This window comes from Youhaiella tibetensis, from assembly GCF_008000755.1.
Taxonomy (GTDB): Bacteria; Pseudomonadota; Alphaproteobacteria; order Rhizobiales; family Devosiaceae; genus Paradevosia; species Paradevosia tibetensis.
Genome location: NZ_CP041690.1, coordinates 1,513,228 through 1,532,796, shown reverse-complemented (window position 1 = coordinate 1,532,796; position 19,569 = coordinate 1,513,228). Strand labels below are relative to the sequence as shown.

Below are 19,569 nucleotides of genomic sequence, written 5' to 3'. Positions count from 1 at the left end.
GGCCGGCACTCACGGCGGCCAGACCAGCATGAGCGCGGGGACGGCCGTCAGAACCACCAGGACCGATAGCGGCAACCCAAGGCGCCAATAGTCGCCGAAGCGGTAGCCGCCCGGTCCCATGACCAGCGTATTGCACTGGTGCCCGATCGGGGTGAGGAAATCGCAGCCTGCCCCGATGGCGACCGCCATCAGGAAGGGCTCGGGGCGCAGGCCCAGCCCCGCCGCGAAGGTTGCGGCGATGGGCGCCATGACGAGTACGGTCGCCGCGTTGTTGAGGAAGGGCGTCACAGCCATGGCGGCGACGAGGATCAGGGCCAGCGCGCCATAGGGTGGCAGGACCGCGGCAACGCCCGAAAGCCAGGTGCCGATCAGCTCGGTCGCTCCCGTCGTCTGCAAGGACTCGCTGACCGGAATAAGGGCTGCCAGCATCACCAGTATGGAAGCGTCGAGGCGTGCATAGACCTCTCGCAGGGGCAGCGCGCCGCTAACGACCATCAGGAGGGCGGCGGTAAAGAAGGCCACCGGCACCGTCACGATGCCCAGCGCGGTCGCGGCCATGGCGGTCAGCAGGATCACGATCGGGGTCAGCCCGTCCCGGAAACTGCCGAGACGCAGGCCGCGTTCGACCAAAGGCAGGCAGCCCCATTCCTGGAGTAGTTCGGGCAGCTTGCCCTTGGGGCCACGCAGCAGGATGACGTCGCCGTCCTCGAAGCGGATGGTTCCGAGACGCTGGGTGAACCGGGTCTGGCGGCGGCTGATGGCGAGGAGGTTCACCCCGCTCATGTCGAAAAGCAGCAGCTCGCGCGCCGTGTTGCCGATCAATGGCGAGTTGACCCCCACGACCGCTTCGACGGTCTCCGTCCGTGCTTCGTCCTGGATGCTTTCCTGACGGCTGTGGGAAAGCGTCAGGCCGCCGCGGGCCACCGCCTTGTCGAGCGCCTCGGGCTCGCCCTCGATGATCAGGATGTCACCGGCACGCAGCACGGCATCGGGAAATGGGGTGCGCTTGCGGCCGTTGACGTCGAGAAGGCTCGTCACCATCAGGCGCCCGCCGCCGAGCTTCTGAAGGTCCGCCAGCGTCTTGTCGATGGAGGGGGAATTGTCGGGAACGCGCGCTTCGGTAGTGTAGTTGTTGATCGCCACCGCTTCCTGGATCGAGGCGTTCTCGCGGCGGCGCTCGGGCAGAAGCTTGTAGCAGACGATGAGGAAGAGAACGCCCACGACGGCGAGCAGCGCTCCGACGGGCGTGAAGTCGAACATCGAAAAACTCTGGCCGGTCAGCTCGACCCGCAAGCGCGATACGATGATGTTGGGAGACGTGCCGATCTGCGTCATCAGCCCGCCGAGCAGCGCCCCGAACGACATGGGCATGAGGAACATCGAGGGGGAAACGCCGGAACGGCTCGCCATCTGGAAGGCGATCGGCATCATGATCGCCAGAGCGCCGATGTTCTTGATGAAGGCGGAGAGAATCGTCACCACGCCAACCAGCAGGATCAGCTGGGATCGCGGCCGGGAAAGGTTGGGCGCGAAGCGGCTGATCGCCACCTCCATGACGCCCGAGCGGGCCACGGCGGCGCTGACCACGAGGGCGCTCGCGACGATGATGACGATGTCGTCGGAAAAACCCGAAAAAGCCTTGTCGACGGGGACGATGCCCAGCGCAACGGACACGATGAGGGCACCGGCCGCCACGAGATCGTAGCGAATCCTGCCCCAAACGAACGCAATCATCATCACGGCGATGACTACGAACGACAACAGTTGAGCGGACGTCACGAAGCGTAGACTCCAAGTAAGTCAAGGACTTGCACTGGCCGCGAACAGCCGGGCGACGCGCGCAGCCGCGCTTCGTTTGAGCGACGGTATTCGCCCTGCGCTTCGGTAGCAATCCCTTAACCAACGACGCGCCGTTCGGTTCGCCTGCTCGGGGCGGATGTCCGCGAGCGCGCATTTCTAAACGAAACCTGAACGACCTCCCCGGCCGGGGTTCAGGTGCGCCCGCCTATCACACGCTCCGCACAGGGCACCTCCTTGTTCTGGTTCGCCCTCATCAACAGGAGACTGAATTGAAGACGACCATTCTCGCACTCACCGGCATGGCTCTCGGCTTTGCCATTCTCTCCGGCCCGGCTCTGGCCCAGGTCGCCAAACCTCCTCCGCCGGTCGCCGTGGCGGCCGTCATTCCGGGCGGCCCACCCCCCGGCACGCCAGGCGGCAAGGGTCCGGACGGCACGCCCGTCGGCGGCCCCAAGGTCAAGACGTACGAAAAGTGCGGCTGGCAGCTGGGCAAGCTGCGCGATGTCCGCGTTGCCCAGGTCAAATCGGTGAACGATCCGTCCAAGGTAAAGGTCATCCCGGTATGCCAGTACACCTCGCTCGTGGGTGACCAGCGCACCAACAATTTCCTCTCGGACGGCAACGTGGAAGGCCTCACCAGCACGATCGGCCGCAACGTCGCGCTCAAGGCCACGCTCGTGGACGAGCGGTACGACGAGAATGACGTGGTGGGCATCGTGATCGTGCCCGGCAACGGCGCCATTCTCTACGTCCATAAGCGCTCGTGAGCGCAAGGGGAGCGGCGGCACCGGCCCCGCTCCCTTGCCTTTCCGGCCGCCGCGTTCACGAGCAGTTACTTAACACGTGAACTATGTTGACAACCCTTCCCACCTGCCCCAATCTATATTTGGATTTATGGTTCAAATAATGAACCGTGCAGGAGGGGCGACTACCAATGACGACTGCCGATCTGATCCTCACCAACGGACGCATCTACACGGTGGATCGCGCCCTGCCCTGGGTGGAGGCTGTCGCCATCGCGAACGGGCGCATCACCGCGCTCGGCAGCGACGCGGACGTGCGCGCCGCGGCTCCCGGAGCCAGCGTCATCGATCTGGAAGGCCGCATGGCCATGCCGGGGATCGTGGACGTCCACAACCACGTGCTGATGGGCGGGACCTCCGATCTTTTCGAGCTTCGCTTCGCGGGGGACGCCTCGGTCGAGGAAATCTGTGCCCTGGTGCGGGCAGCCGCTCAGAAGGCACCGGCCGGCCAGTGGATCATGGGCGCGCAGTGGGGCGCCGATGCCATCGCGGCCCTCAACACCCTCCAAGCCCTGGCGCAGCTCGATGAGGCCGCGCTCGGCCACCCCGTCTGCCTGCGCGACGAGACCGCCCATAATCGCTGGGTGAACAGCGAGGCGATGCGGCTGGCCGGCATCACCGAAGCGACACCCGATCCCGAGATGGGTTCGTTCGGACGCGACCCGGCGACGGGCAAGCTCACCGGCATGATGATCGAATCCGCCGCCGGCATCGTCGAGCGCGTCGCCGCCGAGCAATTCACCGAAGGGATGGGCCGGGCCGCCGCCGCGCAGGCGATCCGGACGCTCAATTCCTTCGGCGTCACCGCCTTCCTCGAAGCGGCCGCCATGCAATCGACGCTTTCGGCGCTGCACGGACTGGACCAGCGCGGCGAGCTTTCCGCCTGGGCGGTGGCGGCAATGCCGGCCATGGAGCCCAACTTCATGTTCGGGATTTCGGGCGACGAACTTTTCGCGCTGCGCGAGGACTATCGCTCCGAGCACGTGCGTCCTGACTATGTGAAGATCTTCCTCGATGGCGTTCCGGGCGCCAAGACGGCGGCCTTTCACGAGGCCTATGTCGAGGACCCCATTCATGGCTGCTGCTTCCGTGGCGCCACGATGGTGACCTACCCCGAGCTGATCCGCTGGCTGGGTAAGTGCGAGGCGCAGAACCTCTCGGTCAAGATTCACTGCGCGGGCGACGCGGCCGTGACGCAGGCGCTCGACGCGGTCGATGTCGTGCGCAGCTTCAACGGTCCGACGGCGCTCATTCACCACATCGCTCACGCCAGCTATATCGCCCCGAGCGACATTCCGCGCTTCGCCGAACTGGGCGTGGCGGCTGACCTTTCGCCCATGATCTGGTTTCCCACTACGTTCCTCGAAGGGCACAAGGAAGCCATGGGCACCGAGCGCGCCGAACGCTTCTGGCCCAATGCCGACCTGCTCAAGGCAGGCGCGCTCATCGCCGGTGGTTCGGACTGGCCGGTCATCGCCAACCCCGACCCGTGGACGGGCATTGAAGGCCTGGTGACGCGCCAAAATCCTTCGGGGGCTTTCCCCGGCGTCTCGCTCTGGGCCGAGCAGGCGCTCGATCTCCCCACGGCGGTCGAGGTCTTCACCATCAACTCGGCCAAGGCCATCGGCCTCGACAAGGAAATCGGGTCCCTGGCCGTCGGGAAATCGGCGGACATCATCGTCCTCAGCCAGAACATCTTCGACACTCCGGCAGATGCCATCGCCGACACCAAGGTCCTCAAGACCTATTTCGAGGGCCGCGAGGTGTTTTCGCGATGATCCCGGTCACGGTCCTCACCGGTTTCCTGGGCAGCGGCAAGACAACGCTGCTCAATCGCCTGCTGGGCGAGCCGGATCTGGCCGGGACTGTAGCCATCATCAACGAATTCGGCGAGATCGGCCTCGATCACCTGCTGGTCGAAGTCACCCAGGAGCGGCTGGCGCTTCTCGATAACGGCTGCGTCTGCTGCACCGTGCGTGACGATCTGGTCGAAACCCTCAAGGAACTCGAGCAACGGCACAAGGCCGCCGGTTTGCCCCAGGTGACCCGGGTGATCATCGAGACCACGGGCCTCGCCGACCCGGCGCCGATCCTCCACGCCCTGATGGTCGAGCCGGACCTCATGGCGCGTTACAGGATCGACGGGGTCGTGACCACCGTCGATGCCGTCAACGGCGTCGAGACGCTGGCGAACCATCCCGAGGCCCGCAAGCAGGCCGCGGTGGCCGATCTCGTGCTCATCACCAAGTCCGACCTGGCGCCCGCCGCGCCGGTCGAAGCAGCGCTGGCTTCCCTCAGCCCGACGGCCCGCAGGCAGCTCGTGGTCGATGGCGCGGTGCGGCTTTCGGACGTCCTCGGCCTTGCCGCCGGCACCCAATGGGCCGAGCGCGCGGACGAAGCGGTTACCCATGATCATGCCTGCTCGGATCCGCATTGCGGGCACCACCACCACTCGCACCATTCGAGCGATATCGTCTCCTACGCCTTCGTGGTGGAGGAGCCGGTCCGCTGGGCGGATTTCCGCCAATGGCTCGAGTATTTCGCCGCCCTCAAGGGCGCCGACCTGCTCAGGGTCAAGGGGCTCGTCAACATCGCCGAAGAGCCGGAAAGGCCGTTAGTCATCCACGGCGTCCAGCACATTTTCCATCCGCCGCGCCGGCTCGACGCCTGGCCGTCGGACGACCGGCGCACACGGCTGGTCTTCATCGTCAAGAACATCGAGCGCGAGATGATCGCGCGAACGCTCTCCAAGTTCGCGCACCTGGCGCCGGAAGGGATCAGAAGCGCCGCCGCCTGAGAAGCGGCGCTCACTGAAAAAGGGAAAGGGAAAACCATGAAGCATCTTCTGACACTATCGGTCCTGGCCGGCTCGACCTGCCTCGGCCTTGCCGCCATGACCGGCTCGGCTGCCGCGGCAGGCCCCACCTGCGATGGCGGGCCGATCCAGATCGGCGCGGTGTCCACGGTCACCGGTGTCGTCGACTTCTCCGACGCCCCCAAGGCTGCAGCGGCGGTCTTCGACCAGCTCAATGCGGCGGGCGGCATCAATGGCTGCAAGGTCGAGTACACCATTGCCGACGACAAGGGCGACCCGCAGGTTGCGGCCCAGTCGGCGCGTGACCTTATCGACAACAAGGGCGTCGTCGTCATGGCTGGCGCCGCGAGCCTTCTCGATTGCGCCGTCAACGCCGCCACCTACGACCGCTCGGGCGTGCTGGCCGTGCAGGGCGTGGGCGTGGACGCCCTGTGCTTCAATGCGCCGAGCGTCTCGCCGGTCAATGTCGGCCCGTTCACGCTGACCACGGCGATGCTCGACTACGCCACCAAGGAGCTCAAGGACGAAAAGCTCTGTGCGTTCTTCCTCATCCTGGGCGGCACGCAGGAAGCCTACACCGGCGCCATCCGCGCCTGGGAGCAGCAGAACGGCCAGCAGATCCACCTGATGGACCTGACGCTGCCGGCACAGGGCGACCTCACTCCCTACGTCATCAAGGCGCGTGACGCCGGGTGCGACGCGGTCCTGACCAACCAGGTCGAGCCGGGCGTGGTGCAGTGGGTCAATACCGCCGATGCCCAGAAGGTCGAGGGCATCGACTGGCTGTTCCTGGCCCCGGGCTACACCGAAGGCGTCGCAAAGGCGCTCGCCGCCTCCAAGCAGCCGATCTATGTCGGCACTGAATGGGAGCCCTATACCGAGGCGTCGAGCCCGGCCAATGCCGACTGGATCGCCACCATGGACAAGGCGGGCCTGGCCAAGACCGCCTTCTCGCAGGGCGGCTATCTCGCGGCCAAGGTCGTCTCGGACGTCATCGCCGGCATCGATGGCCCAGTGACGCGTGAAGCCGTGACGGCCGCGCTCAAGGCGGGCAAGCCCATGAAGTACGACATCGCCGGCTCGGCTTACGTCTTCGGCGACGCGCCCAAGCACGCCTCGATGCAGGCGACCAAGGTCATGCAGCTTCAGGACGGCAACTGGACGGTCAAGACGCCCGACTGGTTCGTGCTCCCGGCCGCCAACTAAGGCCCAGACTACCGGGCGGCCACGAGGCCGCCCGGAACGCCCCGGATCAAGCCCATGAATTCGTTCTTCACCCCGGCCGTGGCCGGGCTCTCCGCCGGGGGCGCCTATGCGATCCTCGGGGTTTGCGCGATCTTCACCTACCGGTTGGTCGCAGTCGTCAATTTCACCGGCGCCGCCATCGGCGCCACCGGCACCTTCGTGATGGTCGCGCTCTACGAGCACGGCGTTCCGGTCCTGCCCGGCGCCATTGCCGGCATCCTGGCCGGTGCGCTTACGGCGCTGGTCATCGGCCTGGTGATGACCACCTGGTTCGCAGGTGCCAATGCCTCCACCAAGGCCGCCGTCACCGCCGCGCTGCTCGTCGGCATCGTGGCCGTGGGCCTGCGCCTGACCGGCGGCCAGCACCCCCACGCGTTTCCGGACCTCGTGCCGGGTTCGGCCTTCCGCCTTGCGGGCGTCGAAGTCACCAATGCGGCCGTGCTCACAGTGCTTCTTGCCGTGGTGTTCACCATTCTCGCCGAGCTCTTCCTCGCCAGGACGCGGACGGGCCTTCAGCTCCGCGCGCTCTCCGAACGCCCGATGGCCGCCGAACTCATCGGCATCCGCGTTCGCCTGCTGGCGCTGGGCGTGTGGGCGGTGATGGGAGGCGTCACCTCCTTTGCGCTGATGATCATCGCGCCCCTCCGTTCGCCCGATTTCATGTCGCTCAGCCTTCTCGTCGTGCCCGCGCTCGCGGCCGCCCTCATCGGCGCCTTCAAGAGCTTTCGCGCGGCGCTGCTGGGCGGCCTCATGATCGGCATCGTCGAAGGTCTCGTTTCCGGCCTCGACGCCTTCAGTCAATACCGCAGCACCGTGCCGTTCCTCGTGATCCTCGCCGTGCTCCTGTGGTCCCAACGTGGAGCCCGCTGGGATGAAGCACGCTAGTTTCCGCGCCGCCCTCAACACCGCCGTCTCGGTCGCCGTCATCGGTGCGCTCGTCTATGCGCTGCTGCCGAACTACTGGGTATTTCTCATCACCGCCGTCTTCATCGTGGGCATCGCGCTGCAGAGCCTGGGGCTCGTCGCGGGGCGTACCGGCATGATCTCGCTCTGCCAGATGTCCTTTGCCGGAGTCGGAGCGTGGGTGACGGGCTATCTCAACGTCTCGGGCTTTCCGGGCGGGCTGCCGGTGTGGATCGTCATCGGCGGGCTTGCCGCCGTGCCCGTCGGCATCGCGATCGGCCTGCCGGCGCTGCGACTGCGGGGCATCAACCTCGCCATCGTCACGCTCGGCTTCGCGGCTGCCTTCGATACGGTGCTCGCCACCATCACCTTCCCGGGCCAGACCACCTTCACCCAGGTGGCGCGTCCCATGTTCTTCGAGAGCGACCGGGGCTTCTTCATCTTCATCGTGCTGGTCTACGGGATCATCGCGGTGGGGCTCGAATTCCTCAACCGTTCGCGCCTGGGCGCCTCCTGGCTCGCCGTTCGCCATTCCGAGCGGGCCGCCGCCGCCAACGGCATCAGCGTGCCCATGGCCAAGCTCTCGGCCTTCGCCATCAGCGCCTTCATCGCCGGCATTTCCGGCGGCCTGCTCGCCGGGTACCTGGGGACGCTGGTATCGGAGAACTTCAACATGATGCAGTCGCTCTCGCTCTTTGCGGTGGCGACCATGGCCGGGGCGCACTTCACGCTCGGGGCAATCCTGGGCGGCGTGCTCATCACGCTCTTTCCCGAACTGCTGCGCCGCCTCAACCTGCCGCAGGACGTGGGCAATGTGTTCTTCGCGCTGGGCGCTGTACAGGCGCTCTCGACCGGCGAGACCATCAGCGAGACCTGGGCGCGCCTCGGCCGCAAGCTCTTGCCAGGGCGCAAGGCAAGCACCACGGCAACCGGAGGCGCCCTGCCCGCGGCAGAGCTGCACCCGGCCGGCACCACGCTCGAGGTCAAGGGGCTGACCGTCCGCTACGGCAACGTGGTGGCGCTCAACGACGTGAGCCTCGTGGTGCCCTCGCGCACGGTCGTGGGGCTCATCGGCCCGAACGGGGCCGGCAAGTCGACCATGGTGGACGCCATCGCCGGGTTCCTGCCGCGCTACTCGGGCGAAGTGACGCTCAACGGACGCTCGGTCGATGCGCTCTCCGCCACGCGCCGGGCGCAAGCGGGCATCCGCCGCACCTGGCAGACGACGCGTATCGCGCCCGAATTGCGGGTGGGCGAATATGTGCGCCTCGCGGCGGGCAATATCAGCGATGCCGAACTCGCGGCGGTTCTCGACTGGCTCGAGTGCCCGCCCCCGCAGACCCTTATCTCGACGGTCGATGCGGGCACCCGGCGCCTTCTCGATGTCGCCGGGGTTGTGGCAGCGCGGCCGCCAGTGATCCTGCTCGACGAGCCTGCCGCCGGGCAATCCTATGCCGAGGCACTCAAGCTCGGTGAGCGCATCGCCGAAATTCCCGAAAAATTCGGCTGCGCCGTGCTGCTGATCGAGCACGACATGGACCTGGTACGCCGGGCCTGCTCGAGCATCACCGTGCTCGACTTCGGCCAGGTCATCGCCACGGGCGCCCCGCAAACCGTGCTCGGCCTGCCGATCGTGCAGAAGGCCTATATGGGTATCGAAATCGAAGAGGCGGCGGCATGAGCGCGCTTGACGTCAAGGGACTGGTGGTCAATCGCGCCGGCATTCCGGTAGTGCGCGGCATCGATCTTGTTGCCCGGGCGGGCGAGATCAGCGTCCTCCTCGGGTCGAACGGAGCCGGCAAGACGACACTGCTCGAAGGCATATCGGGTGTCATTCCGACGTCGGGCGGCTCGGTTACCCTGGATGGAGCCAACGTCACCAGGGCCAATGCCGGGTTCAAGGCACGGGCGGGGCTCGCCCATGTCGAGCAGGGCCGCACGGTCTTCGCCGAGATGACCACTGAGGAAAACCTCCAGGTTGCCCTCCATCCCGAAGCACGGCTCGACGAGGCCTATGGACTCTTCCCCGAACTGCTGCAGCGCCGGACGATCAAGTCGGGGATGCTCTCGGGCGGCGAGCAGCAGATGCTTGTCATCGCCCGGGCCCTGGTCGGCCGGCCCAAGGTGATCATGATCGACGAGATGTCGGCGGGGCTGGCCCCCGTCGTCGTCAGCCGGCTCATGGCGGCGGTGCGCAAGCTCGCCGATACCGGGGTGGCGGTGGTACTCGTCGAACAGTTCGCCGCGCTGGCGCTCGCCATCGGTAATCGAGCGTATGTCCTGCGGCGCGGACAGATGGTCTATGAAGGGGAATGCGCAGAACTCGCCAAGGATTCGGCGCGCCTCCATCACCTCTATTTGGGGGACGCTGGCGACGCCGCGGCCTGATTGGCCCGGCGTCGTTAGTCGTCCATTTACCATATTGGCCTACCCAAGCTCTTTACACAGTAAGGAGCCGGGACATGCAGTTCGGTTTTGGCGTTATCGGATTAGCGCTACTTATCGTGGTTGCTATCATCTTGGCCTCGGCGCCGGTCGTGCGGCACCTGCGCAGCCGCCGCCGCCACCACTGGTAGCCGCCTCACGACACCGTGCTTTTTAACGATTCCAGACTGCGGCGATTTAAATTGACCTGCGTGGTCCACAAATGACATTCCACCCTCGGGGGCCAAACCTGAGGGATTGTCCATGAAGTTCTCGTTCGCCGGCGCTGCCGCTCTCGCCATCCTCACCCTCTCCGCTGCCGCTGTTCCGGCACGCGCGCAGGAAGGCATCACCGTCTACAACGCTCAGCATGAAGCGCTGACTCAGGCGTGGGCGGATGCGTTCACCAAGGATACCGGCATCCCCGTGACGATGCGCCAGGGCGGCGATCTCGAAATCGGCAACCAGATCGTTCAGGAAGGGGCCAACTCTCCGGCCGACGTCTTCCTCACCGAGAACTCGCCCGCCATGGTCCTGGTCGACAATGCAGGGCTCCTTGAACCGCTCCCGCAGGACATTCTCGATCAGGTGCCCGAACAATTCCGGCCGGCCAACGGACATTGGACCGGCATAGCGGCACGCTCGACGGTCTTCGCCTATGACCAGACGCGGCTCGACGAGACCGACCTGCCCAAGTCGATCATGGACCTGGCCGATCCCGCCTGGAAAGGCCGCTGGGCCGCCTCACCGGCAGGAGCGGACTTCCAGGCCATCGTCGCCGCCATGCTCGCCCTCGAGGGCGAGGAGGCGACCTCGGCCTGGCTCAAGGCCATGAAGGAAAACGCCCATGCCTATCGCGGCAACCGCGCGGCCATGGCGGGCGTCAACAATGGCGAGGTCGAGGGCGCGGTGATCTACCATTATTACTGGTTCGGCGATCAGGCCAACACCAAGGAAAGCAGCGGCAACGTGGCGCTCCACTATTTCAAGAACCAGGATCCCGGCGCCTTCGTCTCGACCTCGGGCGGCGCCGTGCTGGCTTCCTCCAAGCATAAGGACGAGGCCGAGCAGTTCATCAAGTGGGTCACGGGCCCGAAAGGCCAGGCGATCCTGCGCGACGGGACCTCGTTCGAATACGCGGTCGGGGTCGGCGCTCAGTCCAACCCGGCGCTGGTGCCCCTCGCCGAGCTCGACGCGCCCAAGATCGATGCCAGCACGCTCGACAATGCCAAGGTGACCGAGTTGATGACGGCCGCCGGGCTGCTTTGATCCGGTCTGGAGACCCCGCCGGAGGAAATCCGGCGGGACCACATGCAATGAGTTCGCTTTGACCACCGCCCTCTCGATCCCCCTGCCCCAACCGCGCAAACGGCTGGGATTTCGCGCCACGCCCGCCATGGTCGCGGCATCGGTCGTCGCCGCCCTGTCGCTGATCCCCATCGGCTTCATCGCCTATGTGGCGGTCTCCAGTGGCTGGGACACTGTCTGGTCCCTGGTCGTGCGTCCCAAGGTCGGGGAACTTCTGGTCAACACCATCGTCCTCCAGGTCATCGCAGTGCCCGTGGCCATCGTGACTTCAGTGGGAGCGGCGATCCTGACCGAACGCACAGACCTCCCCGGAGCCAGGATGTGGTCCTGGCTGATGGTCGCCCCGCTCGCGGTGCCGGCGTTCGTGCATTCGTATGCCTGGAACAGCCTCTTCCCGCACGTGCACGGGCTCTTCGGCGCCGTCCTCATTTCCGTGCTGGCATATTTCCCGTTCATCTACCTCCCCGTCGCCGCCCAGCTGCGCCGTCTTGATCCAGCGCTCGAGGATACCGCTGCCTCCCTGGGACTTTCGCCCGCCGCCGTGCTGTGGCGGGCCGTGGTGCCGCAATTGCGGCTGGCGGTCTGCGGCGGCGCGTTGCTCTTTTCCCTGCACATCCTGGCCGAGTACGGCCTTTTCGTGCTCATGCGCTACGACACGTTCGCCACCGCGATCGTCGACCAGTTCCAGTCTTCCTATAACGGTCCGGCGGCCAACCTCCTGGGCGGAGTGCTGGTCCTGCTTTGTCTCCTCATGCTCAGCCTGGAGTCGCTCGGTCGCGGGCACGCGCGCTACGCCCGGGTCGGATCGGGCGCGGCGAGACGCGCGGGGGTCTTCACGCTCGGCAGGTTGCGGTTTGCCGCCCTGCTGTTGCCGGCAGCGCTGGCCGTTCTCGCACTGGGCGTACCGGCGATAACGCTCGGGCGCTGGCTCGTGGGCGGTGGCGGCGCCATCTGGCGCCTCGAATTCATCGGACCGGCCCTTACCCAGACCGTGCTGCTGGCCCTTGCAGGCGCTGCGTTGACGACGCTGGCCGCCATACCCATGGCCTGGCTGTCGGTCCGCTCGCCGGGCCGTCTGCAGCGCTTCCTCGAATCGTGCCACTACTATGCGGGAGCGCTGCCGGGCGTCATCATTGCCCTGGCCCTCGTCACCCTGACCGTGCGCCTGCCGATCTACCAGACGGCAGCCACGCTGATCTTCGCCTATGTGCTGATGTTCCTGCCCCGCGCGGTGGTGGGTCTGCGGGCCAGCATCGCGCAGGCGCCGGTCGAGCTCGAACGCGCCGCGGTCAGCCTCGGACGCCGGCCACTCAAAGCCATCGCCGCCACCACCCTCAGGCTGGCGGCGCCCGGCGCCGCCGCCAGCGCCGCGCTGGTCGCGCTGGGCATCGCCAACGAACTTACCGGCACGCTGATGCTCTCGCCGAACGGCACGCGCACGCTGGCCACGCGGTTCTGGGCCTATACGGCCGAGCTCGACTTCGCCTCCGCCGCCCCCTATGCGGTGCTGATGATCGTTCTCTCCGCGCCGCTCGTCATCCTCCTGCGTCTTCGCGCCGAAAGGATCTCGGCACCATGAGCCTTCTGTCCCTGCGCAAGGTCACCAAGCGCTACGGCAATGTCGTTGCCGCCTCTCATGTCGACCTGGACGTAGCTGCCGGCAGCCGCACGGCGATCGTCGGCCCCTCAGGTTCGGGCAAGACGACACTACTGCGCCTCATCGCGGGGTTCGAGACCCTCGACGGCGGCAGCATCTCGCTGGACGGCGAGCTTCTGGCGGACGAAAGCAATTCCGTGCCGGCCTATCGCCGCGGCATAGGCTATGTCGCCCAGGAAGGGGCGCTCTTTCCCCATCTCACGGTCGCCGAGAACATCGCCTTCGGGCTCAGCGGTCACGCCGAGCGCCATGCGCGGGTCGATGCCCTGCTCGACCTGGTGGGACTGGCCCGGACCATGGCGGACCGTCGCCCGCACGAGCTGTCGGGCGGACAACAGCAACGCGTTGCGCTGGCACGGGCCCTGGCGCGCCGTCCCCGGCTCATGCTGCTGGACGAACCGTTCTCGGCGCTCGACACCGGCTTGCGCGAAGATCTTCGCGACCTGGTGGCCGAAGTCCTCTCCAGTGCGGGCGTCACCACGGTCTTCGTCACCCACGACCAGTCCGAAGCGCTGTCCTTTGCCGACCAGGTGGCCCTGATGCGCGATGGCGTGATCGTGCAGGCGGGATCGCCCGAGGACCTCTATTTCCGGCCCCGCGACGCCGAGGCGGCGCGCTTTTTCGGGGAAGCGATCGTGGTGGCTGGCGCCGAGGCCGGCGCCCTGGGATTGCATATCGCGCCGGATGCGCCGGCGATGTTGCGGCCCGAGCAGTTTGTGCTCTCCACCGGCGGCGCAGACTCGCCGGTCTCGGGCCGCGTGCTGACGCGCACCTTCCGCGGCCCCACGTGCCGGTTGCTCATCGAGACCACCGGCACGCCGCCCTTCCTGCAGTTCAAGCTCGACTACCCCAGCGCCACCGCGCCCGAGGTCGGCGCCGCCATAGGGTTGAAAGTCGTTGGCGAACCGCATCCGCTCACGGCGCCCTCCCCGGCCGCAACCTCCTGACGATCCGCGCGTTATCCGGATTGACGGCGACCACGCTGGGGCGGGGTCGCAGTGCTGTGCACCACATCAGGAGGACTATCCAAGATGAGCGACCGTACCAACGCAGCCGACAAGGCCCGCCGCGCCCGCCTGGCAACGCCGACGGACCTGAAGGCCGATGCCACGCGCGACATCTCCGCTGCATTGCGCGGCCTGCTCGCCGACGTCTTCGCGCTCTACATCAAGACCAAGAATTTCCACTGGCACATGAGCGGCCACCACTTCCGCGACTATCACCTGCTCATGGATGAGCAGGCCGACCAGATCTTCGCCATGACCGATCCGATCGCAGAACGAGCCCGCAAGATCGGCGGCAGCACCATCCATTCGATCGGCCAGATTTCGCGCGAGCAGCGGATCTCCGACAATGATGCCGAATATGTCGAGCCGCAGGACATGCTGGCCGAGCTGCGCGATGACAACCAGCGCCTGGTCACCATCATGCGCGAGGTCCACGACACCGCCGACAGCTATGGCGACGTCGGCACGACCAGCTTGCTCGAAGTGTGGATCGACGAGACCGAGCGCCGTGCGTGGTTCCTCTTCGAGTCGACGCGCGGCGGCCCGGGCGCCAACGACTGATACCCTCAGGGGATGGGTGGCGAGCCTGGCTCCCACCCCATCACTTGATCAGTGAGGCTTCGAGGCCAGCCCCGAACGCGCGGTCCGGACTAGCTTTACCAGGGCCTCGCGCATCTCTGCTCCCGAGCTCAGCTGGGCCGGAAAAGGGACGCGTTCGGCCCTGTCGCCGTTGACGATATCGATGCCGTCGGCATCTATCCCCACCAGTAGCCATTTCCCGGCGTCCGCCCGGGCGAAAAAGCGCGCATAGAGTTCGACCGCGTCGGCGTGATCTGCGTTCATGTGCTCGATGGCTCCTGCCTCGGCGGCCGACAGGCTTTCGTTCGCCGGCGAGAGCGAAAGGATTTCCTCCGCCTTCATGGCGTAGGCCCTGCCGAAACCGCCGTTGAGGCTTGCCTTGCGGGGCTCGAGGCGGAAGTAGCGGAAGTCGCCCAACCCCGCATAAAGCGATGCCTTGGGCTGGTGGCGCAGGTAGCGCCCCTCGATCCGCACGTGGTCGGCGCTGTCGCGTTGGATTTCGACGGCCGTGCAATCGATGCTGATGCGGGCGTGGGCGAGCGGATCGCCCTTGCCGGGTTCACCCAGAAGCAGGCTGCATCGCGCATCGGCGCGCAGCGCGGCGCTATGGGCGGCAAGACCCGAAATGAGGATGACGGGCGTCCCATCCATGTCGGTGGAAACGCCCACGCGGCTGACCAGGGGCGCCCCGGTGCCCGGTTCGAGCACGGCCAGCGCGCCATGGCGGGCCGTCCGGATCAGGGTCTTGGCCAGCGCAACGGCCTGGGCGTCCACAGGCTGCAGCACGGACTTGTTCTCGGACATGTCATTCCTTCCCGTTCACACGGGAGAGGCCTATCCTAACTTGATCACAATAATCAAGTTATACGCTACCCAATGCGACATCGAGGGCGCCGATGATGGTATCAACCTCCTCGGCCTTCAGGATCAGCGGCGGCGACAGGATGATATTGGGGCCGGAAATCCGGATCATGACACCCTGGTCGAAGGCAGTGTCGGCCACCTGCGCCATGGTCTTCTTGTCGGCGGGCTTTTTGGTGGCGCGGTCCGAAACCAGTTCGAGGGCAACCATGAGCCCCTTGCCGCGCGCATCCCCGATGATCTGGTGCTTGTCTTTGAGTCGGTTGAGCCCGGCCAGCAGTTCCTCCCCGCGCACGCGCGCATTCTCGGCGAGGTTGAGTCGCTGCGTCTCGGCGAGCGCCGCGACGCCGGCCGCGCAGCCGACCGGATGGCCCGAATAGGTGTAGCCCGTGCCGATATTGCCGAAGGTGGTCTTGTCGGCCTCGAACGCCTCGGCGACCTTCTTGCCGATGAGCGTGGCGCCGAGCGGGAAGTAGCCCGAGGTGATGGCCTTGGCGATGCACATCATGTCCGGCTGCACGCCCCAGAGGCGCGAGCCCGACCAGGCACCGGCCCGGCCAAATCCAGTCACGACTTCGTCTGCGATGAGCAGGATGTCGTATTTGTCGCAGATCTTGCGGACCAGCGGCATGAAGGTCTCGTGCGGCACGATCACGCCGCCCGCGCCCAGCACAGGTTCCATGATGAAGGCGGCGATGGTGTCGGCGCCCTGGAAGGCGATCTCGTCCTCGATCGCGGCGGCGACGAGCTGGGCCAGCTTGGCCGGATCGCTTTCGTTGAAGGGATTGCGATAGGTCCACGGGGCCGGCACGTGGAAGAAGCCGGGCATGAGCGGTTCGTAGTTGCGGCGGAAATTGGCGTTGCCGTTGGCCGAGGCGCCGCCGAAATGGGTGCCGTGATAGCCCTTCTTGAGGGCGAGGAACTTGGTGCGGTCGCCCTGCCCGCGCACCTTCCAGTACTGACGCGCCAGCCGGAGTGCGGTCTCGACCGAGTCCGACCCGCCTGAGGTGAAGAAGGCCCTCTCGATCCCCTCCGGCGCGAAGAACTGCGCCAGCTCATAGGCCAGCTCGATAGAGGTGGGCGTGGAGGTGCCGCGGAAGCCCGAATAATAGGGCAACACGTCGAGCTGGGCGGCGATTGCGTCCTTGATGGGCTGGCAGCTATAGCCGAGGTTGACGTTCCAGAGGCCGGCTACGGCGTCCAGCACCGTCCGCCCCTCGATATCGGTGACATGGGTCCCCTCGCCCCTGGCGATGATGCGCGGCGGGTTGGCGCGCATATCGGCGGGGTGCGCCATCGGGTGCCAGATGCTGCGAGCATTCTGCTCGACCAGGAAATTGTCATCGCGCATGGGGGATCGCTTTCGTTAGAGGCCGAAATAGGCGAGCGCCTCGTCATAGGACTTGGCGGGGTTGGTCACGTCGAAATGGACTGTCTTCATGCCGGCGCGCCTGGCGCCGGCGACGTTGCGGAGTTGGTCGTCGACGAATACGCAGGCTTCCAGCGGCAGGCCGAGTTCGTCGGCCACCTGCCGATAGGCCCGCGGGTCCGGCTTGAGGATGCCCGTGTAGGTCGCGTCCACGATTGTTGCGAACGGCTTGAGGAGCGGCAGCTTCTTGCGGAACTCGGCCCCGTAGAAGAGATCGAGCTCGTTGGAGAGCACGGCCAGCTTGTAGCCGGCCACATGCACCTGGCCGATGGCGCGGCGGGCCTCGGGCCGGATCACCGCATCGGGATCCGCGCCGCGGGCGCGCTTGACGAATGTCTGCATGTCGGCCCAGTCCTCGCCGACGAGCTTGCCGACCTCGCGGGTGCGGGTGTGCCAGTAGTCGCGCTCCGAAATCTCGTCGCGCTGCATCTTCTGCCAGAGCGGGTCGGTCGAGGGATCGAAGGGCCCGCGCCAGGCCAGCGAGCCGGGCGGCAGCCCGAGCGCCTGCTCGCTCAGCGCATGGGTTTCAAAGAGGGTCTTGGAGACGACACCCCCGAAATCGAGGACGAGCGCCTTGACGCCGAGCGCGCTCATGCCGCCTCCGTCGCGTCGGGGCGACCTGCCGGCACGATGCCTTCCGCCACCCAGCGATCGAGGATGGCCAGCGCCGTCTCGACAAAGAGCGGATCGTTGATATGGGCATCGATGGCATGGAGTTCGGCGGGCGCGGCGACGCTCTTGCCCATCTCATCGACAAAGGCCCTCAGGCCCGAGGGATCGTAGAAGGGCTCGCCCTCCTGGTCCCACTGCTCGATGCCGCGCGTCGGCAGGATGAACGCCACGGGCGCCTTGGCGGTGGAGAGCTTGGCGCCGATCTTGCGGGCCACGGCGCGGCGCGTCTCGTCGTCGGCCGTCACCATGCCGATCAGCCGGTTGTGGGCGTAGTACGTGCGCTCCTTGAGATGGCTGGGCGGAGCCTGCCAGGCCGGCATGTCGATCATGTCGATGGCGCCCGGGGCCACGATCTGCGGGATGCCGGCAATCCCGGCGTTTTCCAGCCGGTCGGGTCCGGAATTGACCACCGAGCCATTGTGGAAGTTCGCCAGTTCCTGGAGCGAAAAATCCATCACCGCGACGAACCCCTTCTGCGCCGCGATGGCCTCGAGCGCGCGTCCACCCATGCCGGTGGTGTGGAACACCACCAGTTCGTAGCCGCGCTTTTCGAGTTCGGGCTTGAGGCCGACCATGTAGCTCAGGCACGACTTGCCCAGCGAACTCATGCCGATGACCGGCTTTGCCCGCGGCGGGACGATCACGGCCCTGGCGGCCCCCACCACCGCGCCGGCCGCCTGCGAAAGCACGGCCTTGCAGATGCTGTTGAGGCCATAGAGCCCACCGGCCCAGAGGATCATCATCAGGTCCGTGGCGATGCGGTCGGGCGGCAGCAGATGCGAATAGGCGATGGTCGAGACGACGAATTTGGGAAAGCCCAGCGGCAGCGCGAGGGCCACGTCCAGCGCCAGGTCGGTACCCATCGTCCCACCCAGCGCGATGAAGGCGTCGATCCTGCCCTCGTCATGGAGCCGGCGCGTCAGCGCGGCGGCGCCTTCGGCCATGTAGGTCATCGCCGACATCTCGTCGCCCCCGGCGACGGCCTTGTCGAGATGGTGGCCGCCCGCAGCCAGCACGGCGTGCTTGTCGTAGTCGGGCGGGTAGGGCGGATCGCCCAGGATGCTCACGTCCATCGAAATGGGCTGGCCGCCCGCTTCGCGAATGCACCCTTCGATGAAACGCAATTCGTCGGCCTTGGTGTCGCCGGTGCCGATAACGAGAATTCTCGGAGTTTTCATGCGACCTTGTCTCTAGGCGAAGTTCTGGCAGTGGTGGGAACGGCGCGCCCGCTCAGGCGCGCCGAAATCTTCTGGGCCGCAAGCATGGCCGCTTCCCCATGGGCGTCGGCGGTGCCGTCGGCCACGCGCACCAAGGGGCTGGCCACGGCCAGGGCGCCGATGGCGTAGCCGTCCCGGTCCACGATCGGGGCGCCGACGCTGAAGACGCCCTCGGCGCGGCCCTGGTCGCTGATCGAGAAACCGCGCGCCCGGGTCTCTTCGAGCATATGCGAGAGCCGCTCCGGATCGGTGACGGTGAAGGGGCTGAACTTGTCGAGCTTGCGGGCGAGATAGGTGCGCGCATATTCGGGGCGCGAAAAGGCGAGGTAGGCGATGCCGGAGGCCGTGGCGTGGAGCGGAAAGCGGTCGCCGATCGAGACGCTGATGCGGTTGGGCTGGGTGGATTCCTCGACATAGATCGAGGTCAGCAGGTCCGAGTCGTATTCGGAAAGGTGGGCGGTCTCGCCCGTCTGCTCGGCCAGGGCCACGACGAATGGCCGGGCGCTCTCGAGGAACGGGAAATGCGCCTCGCGGATGCGCGCGAAACGCACCGTGGCTGGCCCGAGGCGGTAGAGGCGCGTGGCCTCGTCCTGCTCGATCAGCCCGCCCTGGGCCAGGGACAGCAGCAGCCGGCGGGTCGTCGCCTTGTCGAAGCCGACCAGCTTGGCCAGTTCCGTCAGGCCGAGTTCGGGCCGCTGGACGTCGAACGCCTCGAGCAGCGTGATTGCCTTGCCGACAGTGCTCATATTCTCTCCCCTGCAATCCCGCCCTTCCGAGGGCCGGGAGCACGTTAATCCAACGATGTTTCGGCTCGCACCATTACTTAACGTGTGAAATACATTGACACCA

17 protein-coding genes are annotated in these 19,569 nt (G+C 66.5%); 11 read left to right on the top strand and 6 right to left on the bottom strand.

Annotated elements, in window-relative coordinates:
• Window positions 1-9: 9 nt before the first annotated feature.
• On the bottom strand, window positions 10-1,737 hold the full coding sequence (locus tag FNA67_RS07450; RefSeq protein WP_049707898.1) for an SLC13 family permease: 1,728 nt from the start codon (window positions 1,735-1,737) through the stop codon (window positions 10-12).
• 332 nt (window positions 1,738-2,069) lie between these two features.
• On the opposite strand from FNA67_RS07450, the gene FNA67_RS07445 reads away from it, so the two are divergent.
• The 11 genes from FNA67_RS07445 (at window position 2,070) to FNA67_RS07395 (ending at window position 14,523) form a co-directional block, all read left to right on the top strand.
• The gene (locus FNA67_RS07445) at window positions 2,070-2,567 is read left to right on the top strand and encodes a hypothetical protein (protein WP_049704592.1); all 498 of its coding nucleotides are present in this window, start codon (window positions 2,070-2,072) and stop codon (window positions 2,565-2,567) included.
• Window positions 2,568-2,734: 167 nt separating this feature from the next.
• Entirely contained in the window at window positions 2,735-4,381 is a 1,647-nt protein-coding gene (locus FNA67_RS07440; RefSeq protein WP_147655573.1) for an amidohydrolase, read from the top strand.
• Window positions 4,378-5,400, top strand: coding sequence for a CobW family GTP-binding protein (locus FNA67_RS07435; RefSeq protein ID WP_147655572.1), 1,023 nt, complete (start codon window positions 4,378-4,380; stop codon window positions 5,398-5,400). The genes FNA67_RS07440 and FNA67_RS07435 overlap by 4 nt, the downstream gene beginning before the upstream one ends.
• Before the next feature lie 36 nt (window positions 5,401-5,436).
• Entirely contained in the window at window positions 5,437-6,624 is a 1,188-nt protein-coding gene (locus FNA67_RS07430) for an ABC transporter substrate-binding protein (RefSeq protein WP_049704589.1), read from the top strand.
• 54 nt (window positions 6,625-6,678) lie between these two features.
• Window positions 6,679-7,548: a branched-chain amino acid ABC transporter permease gene (locus FNA67_RS07425; RefSeq protein ID WP_049704588.1), complete on the top strand. Its 870-nt coding sequence runs from the start codon at window positions 6,679-6,681 to the stop codon at window positions 7,546-7,548.
• On the top strand, window positions 7,535-9,247 hold the full coding sequence (locus FNA67_RS07420) for a branched-chain amino acid ABC transporter ATP-binding protein/permease (protein WP_049704587.1): 1,713 nt from the start codon (window positions 7,535-7,537) through the stop codon (window positions 9,245-9,247). Before FNA67_RS07425 ends, FNA67_RS07420 begins: the two co-directional genes overlap by 14 nt.
• Window positions 9,244-9,954 (top strand): ABC transporter ATP-binding protein, encoded by a 711-nt coding sequence (locus FNA67_RS07415; protein ID WP_147655571.1) that lies wholly within the window; start codon window positions 9,244-9,246, stop codon window positions 9,952-9,954. Before FNA67_RS07420 ends, FNA67_RS07415 begins: the two co-directional genes overlap by 4 nt.
• A 300-nt stretch (window positions 9,955-10,254) precedes the next feature.
• A complete protein-coding gene (locus FNA67_RS07410; RefSeq protein WP_147655570.1) occupies window positions 10,255-11,259 on the top strand; it encodes an iron ABC transporter substrate-binding protein in 1,005 nt (334 codons plus the stop codon).
• A 58-nt stretch (window positions 11,260-11,317) separates the two neighbouring features.
• Window positions 11,318-12,877: an ABC transporter permease gene (locus FNA67_RS07405; protein WP_371874359.1), complete on the top strand. Its 1,560-nt coding sequence runs from the start codon at window positions 11,318-11,320 to the stop codon at window positions 12,875-12,877.
• Window positions 12,874-13,902, top strand: a complete 1,029-nt coding sequence (locus tag FNA67_RS07400) for an ABC transporter ATP-binding protein (protein ID WP_147655569.1) — start codon at window positions 12,874-12,876, stop codon at window positions 13,900-13,902. The genes FNA67_RS07405 and FNA67_RS07400 overlap by 4 nt, the downstream gene beginning before the upstream one ends.
• An 84-nt stretch (window positions 13,903-13,986) precedes the next feature.
• Window positions 13,987-14,523, top strand: a complete 537-nt coding sequence (locus FNA67_RS07395) for a Dps family protein (protein ID WP_049704583.1) — start codon at window positions 13,987-13,989, stop codon at window positions 14,521-14,523.
• A gap of 48 nt (window positions 14,524-14,571) precedes the next feature.
• Here the strand turns inward: FNA67_RS07395 and FNA67_RS07390 are convergent, their stop codons facing one another.
• From FNA67_RS07390 to FNA67_RS07370, 5 genes are read right to left on the bottom strand one after another with little or no spacing between them, the layout of a single operon-like run.
• The gene (locus FNA67_RS07390; protein ID WP_147655568.1) at window positions 14,572-15,345 is read right to left on the bottom strand and encodes a HugZ family pyridoxamine 5'-phosphate oxidase; all 774 of its coding nucleotides are present in this window, start codon (window positions 15,343-15,345) and stop codon (window positions 14,572-14,574) included.
• 58 nt (window positions 15,346-15,403) lie between these two features.
• Complete coding sequence (locus FNA67_RS07385; protein WP_147655567.1) at window positions 15,404-16,753, bottom strand: aspartate aminotransferase family protein; 1,350 nt, start codon at window positions 16,751-16,753, stop codon at window positions 15,404-15,406.
• Between the two features lie 15 nt (window positions 16,754-16,768).
• Window positions 16,769-17,425 carry an HAD family hydrolase gene (locus FNA67_RS07380; RefSeq protein WP_147655566.1) on the bottom strand — a complete coding sequence of 219 codons (657 nt, stop codon included), beginning with the start codon at window positions 17,423-17,425 and terminating at the stop codon, window positions 16,769-16,771.
• On the bottom strand, window positions 17,422-18,681 hold the full coding sequence (locus FNA67_RS07375) for a Tm-1-like ATP-binding domain-containing protein (protein ID WP_147655565.1): 1,260 nt from the start codon (window positions 18,679-18,681) through the stop codon (window positions 17,422-17,424). Before FNA67_RS07375 ends, FNA67_RS07380 begins: the two co-directional genes overlap by 4 nt.
• Window positions 18,678-19,466: an IclR family transcriptional regulator gene (locus FNA67_RS07370; RefSeq protein ID WP_147655564.1), complete on the bottom strand. Its 789-nt coding sequence runs from the start codon at window positions 19,464-19,466 to the stop codon at window positions 18,678-18,680. The genes FNA67_RS07375 and FNA67_RS07370 overlap by 4 nt, the downstream gene beginning before the upstream one ends.
• Window positions 19,467-19,569 lie beyond the last annotated feature (103 nt).

Excerpts from the sequence above, each read along its gene's own strand:
- FNA67_RS07410 (WP_147655570.1), top strand. The coding sequence starts at position 10,255 with ATGAAGTTCTCGTTCGCCGGCGCTGCCGCTCTCGCCATCCTCACCCTC.
- FNA67_RS07375 (WP_147655565.1), bottom strand. The coding sequence starts at position 18,681 with ATGAAAACTCCGAGAATTCTCGTTATCGGCACCGGCGACACCAAGGCC.
- FNA67_RS07395 (WP_049704583.1), top strand. The coding sequence starts at position 13,987 with ATGAGCGACCGTACCAACGCAGCCGACAAGGCCCGCCGCGCCCGCCTG.
- FNA67_RS07380 (WP_147655566.1), bottom strand. The coding sequence starts at position 17,425 with ATGAGCGCGCTCGGCGTCAAGGCGCTCGTCCTCGATTTCGGGGGTGTC.
- FNA67_RS07420 (WP_049704587.1), top strand. The coding sequence starts at position 7,535 with ATGAAGCACGCTAGTTTCCGCGCCGCCCTCAACACCGCCGTCTCGGTC.
- FNA67_RS07440 (WP_147655573.1), top strand. The coding sequence starts at position 2,735 with ATGACGACTGCCGATCTGATCCTCACCAACGGACGCATCTACACGGTG.
- FNA67_RS07385 (WP_147655567.1), bottom strand. The coding sequence starts at position 16,753 with ATGCGCGATGACAATTTCCTGGTCGAGCAGAATGCTCGCAGCATCTGG.
- FNA67_RS07400 (WP_147655569.1), top strand. The coding sequence starts at position 12,874 with ATGAGCCTTCTGTCCCTGCGCAAGGTCACCAAGCGCTACGGCAATGTC.
- FNA67_RS07435 (WP_147655572.1), top strand. The coding sequence starts at position 4,378 with ATGATCCCGGTCACGGTCCTCACCGGTTTCCTGGGCAGCGGCAAGACA.
- FNA67_RS07425 (WP_049704588.1), top strand. The coding sequence starts at position 6,679 with ATGAATTCGTTCTTCACCCCGGCCGTGGCCGGGCTCTCCGCCGGGGGC.
- FNA67_RS07390 (WP_147655568.1), bottom strand. The coding sequence starts at position 15,345 with ATGTCCGAGAACAAGTCCGTGCTGCAGCCTGTGGACGCCCAGGCCGTT.
- FNA67_RS07370 (WP_147655564.1), bottom strand. The coding sequence starts at position 19,466 with ATGAGCACTGTCGGCAAGGCAATCACGCTGCTCGAGGCGTTCGACGTC.
- FNA67_RS07430 (WP_049704589.1), top strand. The coding sequence starts at position 5,437 with ATGAAGCATCTTCTGACACTATCGGTCCTGGCCGGCTCGACCTGCCTC.
- FNA67_RS07450 (WP_049707898.1), bottom strand. The coding sequence starts at position 1,737 with ATGATGATTGCGTTCGTTTGGGGCAGGATTCGCTACGATCTCGTGGCG.
- FNA67_RS07415 (WP_147655571.1), top strand. The coding sequence starts at position 9,244 with ATGAGCGCGCTTGACGTCAAGGGACTGGTGGTCAATCGCGCCGGCATT.